The sequence below is a fragment of the Lyngbya sp. CCAP 1446/10 genome (assembly GCF_026130175.1).
In the GTDB taxonomy this organism is placed as follows: Bacteria; Cyanobacteriota; Cyanobacteriia; order Cyanobacteriales; family Microcoleaceae; genus Microcoleus.
In genome coordinates this window covers 88,709-99,386 of record NZ_JAIGNI010000156.1, presented here as the reverse complement: position 1 = coordinate 99,386, position 10,678 = coordinate 88,709, and the positions used below count along the sequence as shown (strand labels likewise).

At 44.7% G+C, this 10,678-nt stretch carries 9 protein-coding genes; 3 read left to right on the top strand and 6 right to left on the bottom strand.

Annotated elements, in window-relative coordinates; all coding sequences use genetic code 11:
• Positions 1 to 157: 157 nt before the first annotated feature.
• Positions 158 to 1,459 (top strand): precorrin-6y C5,15-methyltransferase (decarboxylating) subunit CbiE, encoded by a 1,302-nt coding sequence (gene cbiE / locus K4039_RS28985; protein ID WP_265239974.1) that lies wholly within the window; start codon positions 158 to 160, stop codon positions 1,457 to 1,459.
• Positions 1,460 to 1,637: 178 nt separating this feature from the next.
• Here the strand turns inward: cbiE and K4039_RS28980 are convergent, their stop codons facing one another.
• The 4 genes from K4039_RS28980 to K4039_RS28965 form a co-directional block, all read right to left on the bottom strand.
• Positions 1,638 to 2,507, bottom strand: a complete 870-nt coding sequence (locus tag K4039_RS28980) for a CPBP family intramembrane glutamic endopeptidase (RefSeq protein WP_265239973.1) — start codon at positions 2,505 to 2,507, stop codon at positions 1,638 to 1,640.
• 110 nt (positions 2,508 to 2,617) lie between these two features.
• Positions 2,618 to 3,658 (bottom strand): UDP-3-O-(3-hydroxymyristoyl)glucosamine N-acyltransferase, encoded by a 1,041-nt coding sequence (lpxD, locus tag K4039_RS28975; protein WP_265239972.1) that lies wholly within the window; start codon positions 3,656 to 3,658, stop codon positions 2,618 to 2,620.
• Between the two features lie 289 nt (positions 3,659 to 3,947).
• Positions 3,948 to 4,262, bottom strand: a complete 315-nt coding sequence (locus tag K4039_RS28970) for a YkvA family protein (RefSeq protein ID WP_265239971.1) — start codon at positions 4,260 to 4,262, stop codon at positions 3,948 to 3,950.
• 390 nt (positions 4,263 to 4,652) lie between these two features.
• Complete coding sequence (locus K4039_RS28965; RefSeq protein ID WP_265239970.1) at positions 4,653 to 5,768, bottom strand: SPFH domain-containing protein; 1,116 nt, start codon at positions 5,766 to 5,768, stop codon at positions 4,653 to 4,655.
• 315 nt (positions 5,769 to 6,083) lie between these two features.
• Here K4039_RS28965 and K4039_RS28960 point away from each other — a divergent pair, with 315 nt between their 5' ends.
• Positions 6,084 to 6,563 (top strand): hypothetical protein, encoded by a 480-nt coding sequence (locus tag K4039_RS28960; RefSeq protein WP_265239969.1) that lies wholly within the window; start codon positions 6,084 to 6,086, stop codon positions 6,561 to 6,563.
• Position 6,564: 1 nt separating this feature from the next.
• Positions 6,565 to 7,005, top strand: a complete 441-nt coding sequence (locus K4039_RS28955) for a hypothetical protein (RefSeq protein WP_265239968.1) — start codon at positions 6,565 to 6,567, stop codon at positions 7,003 to 7,005.
• A 76-nt stretch (positions 7,006 to 7,081) separates the two neighbouring features.
• Here the strand turns inward: K4039_RS28955 and K4039_RS28950 are convergent, their stop codons facing one another.
• Positions 7,082 to 8,383 (bottom strand): hypothetical protein, encoded by a 1,302-nt coding sequence (locus tag K4039_RS28950; RefSeq protein ID WP_265239967.1) that lies wholly within the window; start codon positions 8,381 to 8,383, stop codon positions 7,082 to 7,084.
• A gap of 207 nt (positions 8,384 to 8,590) precedes the next feature.
• Positions 8,591 to 10,657 carry a hypothetical protein gene (locus tag K4039_RS28945; RefSeq protein WP_265239966.1) on the bottom strand — a complete coding sequence of 689 codons (2,067 nt, stop codon included), beginning with the start codon at positions 10,655 to 10,657 and terminating at the stop codon, positions 8,591 to 8,593.
• Between the last annotated feature and the right edge of the window lie 21 nt (positions 10,658 to 10,678).

Sequence of the window (10,678 nt, the reverse complement as noted above, 5' to 3'; positions counted from 1 at the left end):
CCCCCTCTCCCCCCTCTCCCATCTCCTCTGTTTCAAGAGTCAGGATATTGCCGATTAAATGCTTTAATTATTCTGGCTTGGTAACAAAATCAAGCAAAAAATTTATGATAAACCAGGAAAAATCAGTAATTCTGGTTTTTTAATTTTTGATGAAAAAGTGACTGTACACGTTGTTGGTATTGGTTTAGATGGAGCTGCTGGGCTGAGTTCCTCGGCGCGGCAGGTTGTAGAAATGGCGGCTCTGCTGATCGGGAGCGATCGGCATTTGAGCTATTTTCCGCAGCACAGCGGAGAGCGCTGGGCGTTGGAAGATTTAACCGAAGCAATTCTCGAAATTCGGCGTTGGTTGGCTACTGAGCCGCAGTTAGAGCCGAATGCGGAGACGGTGGAAAGGGGGCGAGGGTCGATCGTACTTTTAGTAGCCGGCGACCCGCTGTTCCACGGCTGGGGAAAGTTGCTAATTGCCCAAATTCCGGCAGATAAATTGACATTTCACCCCCATGTGAGCTCAGTGCAGTTGGCTTTTAACCGCTTGCACATCCCCTGGCAGGATGCTCATTTTGTGGGTTCCCAGGGACGTTTTTTTGAGGAACTGACGGCAAAACTCAAGCTGGGTGTCGAGAAGATTGCGGTACTCGCGGACGAAACTCGGACTCCGGCGACTATAGCAAGTTTAGTAAAAGCTCTAGATTTGCCCACACGCTACCAGTTTTGGGTTTGCGAAAATTTGGGTTCTGCCGAGGAGACGGTGGGTTGCAGGTCTCTGTCAGCTTTGCTGGGAGAGTCTTTTGCCGCTTTGAGCGTGGTGGTGATGCTGCGGCAGTCTCCACCGACAGAAGCTTTGGATTTGGGAAAGTTGCCTTTGTTGGGGATTCCCGATGCAGCTTTTATCGGTTGTGGCGATAGGCCTGGTTTGACAGTTGAACGGGAGGTGCGGGTGTTGGTACTGGCACAATTGGCTTTGCAACCGGAACAAGTTGTCTGGGATGTGGGTGCTGGTAACGGTTCTGTGTCGATCGAGATTGCTCGTTTATTCCCGCAGTCTGAAGTATATGCGATCGAGCAAACGGTTTCTGGTACTTCTGCGATCGAACTCAATTGTGGCCGTTTTGGGCTGCAAAATGTGTTCTCAATTCACGGAACCGCCCCGGAAATCTTGCATCGCTTGCGTCCCCCGCACCGGATTTTTATCGGTGGCAGCGGTGGAGGGTTGACTAAAATTTTGGGTGTTTGCGCGCTGCGGCTGCTCGCTGGAGGCTCGATCGTGCTGGCTTTGGATGCTTTTGAGGATATTGCTACTGTTTTGAGCTGGATTGGCGATCGGGTGCGCCGGGAACCGCACTGGAGTTACCGAATTGTGCAGGTGCAGTTATCACGTTCTGTTTCTGCGGGGAGTTTGACTCGTTTTGATGCGTTGAATCCAATTTCGATTGTGACGATCGATCGACATTTGAATTAATTTTAGACTTTTAACCGGAGATGAAGGCTGGTTGATGGCTCTGTTATCTGTGTTTTTTTGTGGTTTTAGTTTCGGAGTGATTGAATCTAATCTTTTTTTTTACCGCAGAGGGCGCAGAGGGCGCGGAGGAAGAGAGGAAGAGAATAGCTAATTTTAAAGGGGTTTGGGGTGTTAGGTTTTAATTTTTAATTAACAAAACTACGGCTGCTGTTGCTAGCAGTAACAGGATTCCGGCTGCACCTGCTAGGGGTTTTGCTGCTATTCCTGTAATCCATTCGGGTACATTTTGGGTAGGTTTAATTGCGCCTTCTGTATCTACGGTAGTTATACCCCAAATCCACCCGGCGTGAAGTCCGATCGCCAATCCTAAACTGCCATTGTCGGCGATGCGGGCTAAGGTTAAAACCATGCCCATCAGCCACAATCCTGGGAGTTGCGGTAGAGTTTCTTTGGCGGCCCAAATTAGGTGGGCGATCGCGAAAATGAAACTGGCGATCGCACCTGCGGTTAATATTGAGTAATCTTGCTGGAGTAGATTTTGCAAACAGCCGCGAAAGATTAACTCTTCTGTAGCGCTAATCCACACTGCTAATAACAGAGTCAGCAGAGTGGAAGGCTTCAGGATTGCAGCCGCAGGATTAATGATTGTTTCGCCTATTTCGGTTTGAACTGTGCTACTTTGCAGTTCGATCCAACCGGCGGTTAATTGCACGCCGAACAAAATTGCTAAGCTGACTACTGCTAATGTTAATCCTAGCAGCGAGGATATCAAAGTTGCGGGTTGCCAATCCCAACCCCAGTCGGTAAAAGATGTGCCTTCGATCCAAGTTGTCGCCCACAAAATGAAGGGAACAATTAAGTAGAGGGAGGCGAGTAAAGGTAGTTTTTTGTTGCCTAAAGGTTGGGGCGGATGCCATTTGAGGGCGATCGCCAGCACAATCGCTACAGGTAGCCACACCACAATCCAAGTCGAGAAAAACAAGATTATTTTGACAATTGCTGGTATTGACGGCGACATTAGTCGCAGGTTAGTTATACTATTCCACATTTAAGGGGTTGCAACTATAATACTGTTGACTGTTAACTGTTGGCTGTTAACTGTTGACTTTTGACTGTTAACTGTTAACTGACTACTGCCAACTGCCAACTGCCAATTGACTACCGATCGATCCGGCGCTGAATTTGCCTCAAAGATTGGTACATTTCCGGTAAGCGATTGTAAACAGCAGCGGCTTTGAGAAATAGTTTGTGGGGAATTGCTGGAACACCCGTCACGATCGCACCTGCGGGCACATCGCTGTGAATTCCGGCTTTGGCTGTGGCGATCGCCCCATCTCCAATTTTAGCTTGATTAGCAATGCCCACTTGACCTGCCAAAATTACATTGTTACCAATTATTACTCCGCCCGCTAAGCCAACATGGGCGGCAAAAACGCAATTTTCCCCGATTTGACAGCCGTGACCTACGTGTACTAAATTGTCGATTTTGGTATTGTGGCCGATGCGGGTTTCTCCGACTGCTGGCCTGTCGATCGCGCTATTGCAGCCCACCTCAACGCCCTCTTCCAATACCGTGCAGCCAGACTGCTCCATTTTTACCCATCCTGTGGCTGTCGGCACGAACCCAAAACCTTCGGAACCGATCGCCGCACCGCTGTGAATGACGCAATTTGCCCCGATGCGAGTACGTTCGTGAATCACACAGTTAGCGTGTAAAACCGTACCTTCACCAATTACCGCATCTGGGTAAATTACGACATTTGGATGAATGCAAACGTTATTGCCGATTTTGACTTTTGCTTGAATAACGACGTAGGGGCCAATATAGACATTTTCACCAATTTCTGCTGAGGGGTGAACGACGGCTGAGGGATGAATTTCGGATGCAGGGCGAAACGGTTGATAGAAAATGGCGATGGTTTGAGCAAATAACAATCGGGGATCGGGTGCGGCTATCCAAGCGATGTTGCGATCGGTACATTGAGCTTGCAGGCTTTCGTCTAAGGGTAAAATTAAAGCCGAAGCATTTGTAGTGGCTGTATGAGCGGCAAATTTAGCACCTTCTATGTAACTGATTGTACCCGATGCAGCTTCATCGACTGGGGCGGGGCCTGTGATTTCTCGATCGTCCGCGCTAGAGGCCTTGAGGCTGTGGCTGTTGGTTAAATTAAGTTTTTGTACTATTTCGCTAAACTGCATTATTTATCAAGATTTCCTATTCACACAGATTTCTCACAATTAAAGTTACCAGCTTTGGGGCGCTACCGGAGCATTTGCCCAAAAACTTTGGTAGGGTTTCAACCGCCGTCTTGAAATTATCTGCGTTGATCTGCGTTGATCTGCGTTGATCTGCCTTGTATCTGCGGTTGATCTATCAAAGATTTAGGCAATTCAAGCCTAGTTTAGCAGCGCCAATGGAAAAGGGAGCCGATCGTCTTCTGCTCCCACTCACTCTCAAAAAGCTGCAATATTGAGTTATTTTTGGCAGTTATTGTACAGAGGACGCTTCTACATCAACGGTGCGTGCTGTACCTTCTGAATAGGTGCTGGTTGCTTCAGATGCTGAATCTTTCTCTGTTTGACGGGATTTAAAATGGTCGATCGCCATTTGGGACACTTCCGAAATCAGCAATACTGCGATCGCCAAGTCGTCAATTTGTCCGATTACGGGGAGAAAATCGGGCGCAATGTCGATCGGGCTTACCAGATATGCCAACGTTCCCAGAATAATCCACCAGCGGTACTTGGGGTTGCGGAGCGTGTCGCGATACCAGTTGTAAACAGATTGTATAGAAAAGTTCATGGGTTGTCCTCTCGTTATATTTTCCATCTTGACAAATTCTGGATCGAAACGCTTGTCGAGATATCCCCCCTAGGGTTGGGAAGAGAATTCTACTCGGAGGTATTTGGAATTGGGGAGGGAGAAGTTGTCAAGCTGTGTCGGAAGGGCGGGGACTCTTGACAACGCCCCTACAAAAACCTGACAGATGAAAGCCGATCGAATTAATCTGCGTTGATCTGCGTTGATCTGCGGTTTTAAACCATCTTGATCTATTACGTGTATGTAGTGATTAAATCAAGTTACTTAGATTGGGATTTTTTAACCGCAGATATCAGCAGATAAACACAGATGAACGCTGATGGGATTTATCTGTGTTTATCGGGTGTTTCAAATAATCTTCATATCTCTCATTCACCCGTCTTGAAACACCCATTTTTGGTCGCCGATCGCAATTTCGCAACCATTCGCCAACCAAAAAGGCTCGTTAGCAGCCAGTCTCTGTCCGCCCACAAAAGTGCCGTTGGAACTGCCACAATCGACAAGTTGATATCGCTGTTTGCCAACTTCGTCAGTGGCCCGGCGGATCTGGGCGTGGTAGCGCGAACTTTGCGGATCTTGTAACACTAAACTGTTGGTGGGTTCCCGTCCAATTGTAAAAGGATTCGCCGTTAAACCGATCGCCTGTCCCGAAAACTTGTAGATTAAATATGCGGTGTTTTTGCGATCGCTACTTGCCAATATCGTCGGTGCAAGTTGCGGGCGATTCAGGGCTGGTGGGAGACTGTTTTGAGCAAGTTTTTCTGTCAGTTGTTGCAAATCGCGATCGAATGATGCTGCTGTTTCAGAAGCTGGAAGACTCGCCGGAGAATGACCTGAAATTAAGTTTAACTGCTGGATGGGGGCTTGAGGTGCGATCGGGCGGCCCGCTTCAGCAATTCTCATTTGCAGGGCGGCGGAATTTTCTGCTTCCTGTCGCGCACTCATTCCCTCAACTTGGCGAATAACTCCATTTGTTTCGGGAAAGCTGACATCGCCAATTCGCACGTCTTCTAAGTTAAAACCGAGTGTATAAAAGTCTTGGACGCGATCGAGCAAATTTTGGCGCAGCAACAGCCGGCCTTGGGTGATAAGCTGTTGTAAGGAAAATTGCCCGATCGCCATTCCCATACAATCCTTAACTGCACTTGCTAAAGCAGCTATAGGATCGGACAATTCCAAAGCTACCCGTTTCGGATCTATAACTTGATAAATAACCGTCAGAGTCGCATCAATTAAAAATCTATCCTTAGACAAGAAATCTCCGTGGGATTGCACGTCCAAATTGCGGAGTTTGGTGTCTACGAGGACAATTTGACACTGTTCCAGCAGGGGAAGGGCGAAGCTGAAATGCCGCCCTGATTTCAGGGTACGCACGGCGCGGCCGTTTTTGACCAACAGCCCCGTGTAACCCGCCCCGATAAAGTCCATACTAAACCCGGCCCAGCGTTCTGGGGTGACGGTTTGAATTAGGGGAGAGGCGTTGTTCATGGGATGCAGTGGAGGGAGGTTTGATTCTACTTTTAGGGTAACAAATTGCTGGGGGGCGATGCTCTTCGTTGGCGCAGCCCCCGTAGGGGCGGGCTTTAAATCGAGGCGAACGCTAACGGGCGATCGGTGTGCCTGTTTGGCAACTTCTATACTTTACGCCTCCACGAGTCCCGATTCAGCACGTACTGGCTCTAGTGTGGATCTAGAATTTATTGGCTACACTTTACTTTACGAAGTTATCGATCAAAATTGGATTCTTATAGCAACTATAATTTATTTGTTACACTTAAGAAATCATCCTAGTTTGTAAGCGAGATGAACACCATCACGATCGCCATTTCAGATGAGCGCCTGCTGAAACTACAAAAAGTCGCTGCCGATCTGAATGTATCAATAGAAGAGTTAGTCTTAATGGGTTTGAAAAACTTGCTTGCAGAGCGAGAATTTTCCTCTCCACATACTGCCACAGATATCCTCAATAAAAATGCTGAATTAGACTCAGTGGTAATTAACAAATTTTATCACCTTGCCGAGCAGTGGCAAAGTGAAGTTGCTGGAATGTCTTCGACAAACCGAATGTCTCAGCATCCTGCATATCAGGAAATTATTAATATGGGAAATCCAATTATACCGCTACTGCTATCAGAACTGAAAAAAAATCCCCTTTACTGGTTCGCAGCATTGAGTGCAATTACAGGTACAAATCCCATCAAAGCAGAACAAAAAGAAAGAGTAAAACAAATGGCATTAGCTTGGATAGAGTGGGGTAAAAATCAAGGATACGCGATTGAATAGAATGTATAAAAGACCTGAATTTGAAATTAAATGGCGGAATTTGTCTCACACTGATTATCAAGTTACCAGTCTAAAGTCAGAGGAATATAACTGCTTTGCTTGGGCTGCTGGCGAAGATGTTCGATGGTGGCAACCAATACCGGGAGAGCAATTTTATTGGCCAGAAGGCGTGCCGCAAGAGGAGACGCTAGAAGCATATATTCTGGCTTATAAAACGCTGGGATATGAAATTTGTAATGGCGACACATTAGAACCTGGATCTGAAAAAATAGCACTATATATTGACTCTAGCTGTATCCCAACTCATGCAGCTAGACAATTAGCTAATGGTAAGTGGACGAGTAAGCTGGGATGGTTGGAAGATATTGAACACGAACTCGATGGATTGGTTGGCGATAGGTACGGAGTTGTCGGTCAAATTCTCAAACGTGCGGTAAATTAGGGAAGAGCGATCGCCTTTTTTGTTATTTTGGAAAAAAGAGCGCACTTGGGGAAAATAAGGGCGATCACTCTTTTGGTTACTTGGTGACAGGGGCAATACTTACAATATCAGAGACCCAAAACAAATACACTAAAGAAGCATACTGTTTCCCTGTTTCTAGCCGATTAGCCCATTCAACCATTCCTTCTAAATCCATTGTCACCTGACCTTGCAAATTGGCAGTTGGTAAAACTTGAGTGTGTAAAGCTTGTAAAGCTTCCACTACAGTCTTTAAATTTGGACGATTTTCATAGTCAGAAGGTGAGAATTCTCCTAAAAAATTTAGTATTTCTACCTCTGTATCTAGCACTAGCTGTAAGGCTTCACTCATAGGATCAACTAGACGCTGAATATACTCGGCAAATTGTTTTTCTCCTTGCTCATCTAAATCAGGAAGTCTTTCAAAATCTCGAATATGGGCGGCAAACAACGATAACTGAGACACCGAATCAATTAGCTTCTTCCCAATTTCTAAACACGGATCTGTCCAAGTCATTAACATCAATTTCGTTAAAGCATCTGGAGGAATAGAATGGGGAACTAAATTCCACCACTTTAATTCAAGCTGTTCGTCATTTGATAACAGAACAGTTAGGTTGATATGCCATGCCGTAGCATTCAAAGACTTGCCTTTGACTAAGGGTACAATGGCAACAAAAGACCAATTTAAGTCAATCACATGGTGTCGCAAGTCCTTGTTCTTAAATTCCAAAAATGCCTGCCAAATCGCAATCAGTACGCTTTCCAATGACTTGTGTACTTCTACTGGATTTTCGCCATCAATTTTTATCCAGAGTGTCCGCTCCTGTCTCCAAAGAACCTCTTCAGATATAATCTGAATTCGTAACTTGTCAGAGCAAATATTTCGTAACTCTTTTTTGAGATGGTTTATAATTCTTCTTTTACTATTTTCAAATTGATTTGCAGACTCTTGCACAGGATTCTTTAAGCGTAAATCTGGCTGAAATGTAAATAAATACCAGAGATTCCATACACGCCTATAGACTGCCTGTTCTTGACCATCCAAAGACTCCAATTCATTGTCATTGATAAATTGAGCGATCAACTGTCTAAAGTTCTTGTGGAGCTTGGGCAAAACTTTGATTGTATTAGATAGATTGAAATTGGATATGCGAATCAAATTAGCTTTAATTCCATACTGTTCTGTGTTTTTAATTATTTGGTTTCTGCTGATCTCATTTTTCTGGTCAGGCTTCAATCCTTTTCCCAGGAGAGGGTTTAATACCATCGCATGAGTGGCTTGGTCAAAAAAGTTATAAAGAGTGTTGGTGTAAGTTCCAAAATCAGTTAAAAAAGGTTTGTATAATTTGAGGAACAAACTTCGTTTGCTGACAACGGATAACTTTTCCTTAGCCTTTTGACTAGGTGAATCTGAGCCTAGTTCATCAACAAAACCCCACTCATCAACAGCGCAAAGAGGAAGCAGGGGCTTTTTTAGCAGTATCTGCTGACAATAATCCCATCTTTTTGAGTCAATTAATTTGCCAATTAACTGAACGTTCTTTGAGTGACGGAAGTAGACTTCTCAACCCTGTTCTAGTTGTTTTAGCGCCTGGAGTATAGCCTGTCTGAGATTGAAAATTAAATCAGTATATTCCAGCCAAGTTTTAGGTCTAAAAGGTTGTAGCGCCAATCCTCTAAATGTTGAATTGACTGAGAGCAGCCACGAGATTGGAAGATAAGACTTGGGAATACCTGTTTTTTTAGTTTCATCGAATGGGATTTCACCTGACCAAACCCTGTGCCCGTAACCTTGACAAGCATACAGTTCTCGATTTGGCAGAAGTCTTCTTAATAGTCCGCATCGCTGCACGGCTTCTTCATGCAAGCGATTTTTAGTAGTTTCGGCTTCTTGTTCGTCTTCATATTGAGAGCCGTTTTGTTGCTGGATATCAACAATAAAATGAGCCGTAAGTTTTTCTCCATCATCTTCCAATGCTACTGTTTGTGTTTCTTGCCGCAAGCGATTCATAAGTCTAGAGCGATTCGTCTCCAGCCAAGAACTAAAGCCGTCTTGATATCCGCAAGACATCCCTAGCATTAAATCAGCTAATATCTCGATGGGGAGCGCATCAATTGCTCGGTCAATCTTATAATTAGAAAGCCATTCTGCTAAAGGCCAGGACACTCCAAAATGTCCTATCCAAAATATTGTTTCCGCCATACTCGACCAATCCACATCAGATGAGGGTGTTGTAGGTTGTTGAGTCCGACTTGACAACCATCTTTCAGCACGTACAAACACTTGCTTTTTATCAGTCTGACGAGCTTGATAAGCTTCTATTCGCTGCCGTCCTTCTGGAGTAAATGTATGTCCAAAGTTGCTTAACCACGATCTGCCCAAGCCTGGTGCAGCGTCTACAAAATCGCAATCTAATACAAACAGAAAACCAGTTCCTACATCTTGATATATTTCTGCAAGAAGTTGTTTATTAGCTTCAGCGTATTCCTTAATACCTAACCAAATTAAAGCCCGCGTGACTCCTGCTATTCCAGTCCACTGTTTTGGCTGATAGCAAGCAAGAGACTCTAGCAGAGGTTCAATTTCTGAACGGTGACGCGAGAAGGCGTAAAGGAGAAAGCTTTCAACATCACCTTCAAAGATAAATGGCAAACAGATGCTAGCGCTTTCTGACCACGGTGAAAATATTGGCTCGATTAGAAGGTCTGCAAGTATTGCTGAGCGTATAGGATGCAACCCTTGTATCAGAGAACCATCCGCACTAAGCCTAAGCAAATACTCTTTTTCAAACAGTTCAAAAGTTCTCTTTGGCGCAGTTAAAGCTAAATGTTTGACAAGAGGTTTAATCTGCAATTGAGATTCAAAAGCTGACGCTACAGAAGCTAATCTCAAAAGAGCAATTTCTGCATCACTTAACTTTCCTGTCCTAACTTCATCCTCAAGTCGTCTTACTTGTTGTGACAGTCTTTCTCGAAGAGAATTTCCCTGAGTCACCAGATAGACAAATTCCATGAGGGGGCCTTCACCACCAAATTTATTCCAGGCATCCTCAAAAGTTAGGAATTCTGCTGGAAGTTTCTTGCTTGTAAGAGATTGATAGATTTCCTGCGCCTCAGTCCGATTAAACGTCAGTTCAACTCCAGAAAACTGAATTTCAGCACCTGAAATACTAGCTCGACGAAAATCTTCTTCGCGAACCGTGACCAGAACTCGAATGTTTCTGTGAGTAGATAATTGTCTGACCAACTCAGTCCAGCCAATATCATTAGGTGAAATATCCAAATAAACGGCAATCGGTATACCGATTGCATCAGCTTTATCGGCTATAGCTGTCGCAATACTAAGAGCGTGTTTTCTGCTATCAATTAGTTGAACTTTAAAGCGCGATTTGTCGGAAAAGAATTCGCGAAGATAGCGAAAGGCTAAAGTAGTCTTGCCTTGACCAGAAGCGCCGTGGATAATAACGACTCTGTTTTCTTCAAATTTTTCAGCTATTTCTTGTAATTTCTTATGACGCAAGACATCAACATCAGCCAAAATATGCTCGTAACGAGCTGAAATCCCGCGATAAAATTCATCGGATAATTCATCTTTTACTTGGGCATCAATCTCTTGCTCTTCTAAAGGCACAATTACCCGTTCCGCTTCGGG

Excerpts from the sequence above, each read along its gene's own strand:
- K4039_RS28980 (WP_265239973.1), bottom strand. The coding sequence starts at position 2,507 with ATGTGGAATAGTATAACTAACCTGCGACTAATGTCGCCGTCAATACCA.
- lpxD (WP_265239972.1), bottom strand. The coding sequence starts at position 3,658 with ATGCAGTTTAGCGAAATAGTACAAAAACTTAATTTAACCAACAGCCAC.
- K4039_RS28960 (WP_265239969.1), top strand. The coding sequence starts at position 6,084 with ATGAACACCATCACGATCGCCATTTCAGATGAGCGCCTGCTGAAACTA.
- K4039_RS28970 (WP_265239971.1), bottom strand. The coding sequence starts at position 4,262 with ATGAACTTTTCTATACAATCTGTTTACAACTGGTATCGCGACACGCTC.
- K4039_RS28955 (WP_265239968.1), top strand. The coding sequence starts at position 6,565 with ATGTATAAAAGACCTGAATTTGAAATTAAATGGCGGAATTTGTCTCAC.
- K4039_RS28965 (WP_265239970.1), bottom strand. The coding sequence starts at position 5,768 with ATGAACAACGCCTCTCCCCTAATTCAAACCGTCACCCCAGAACGCTGG.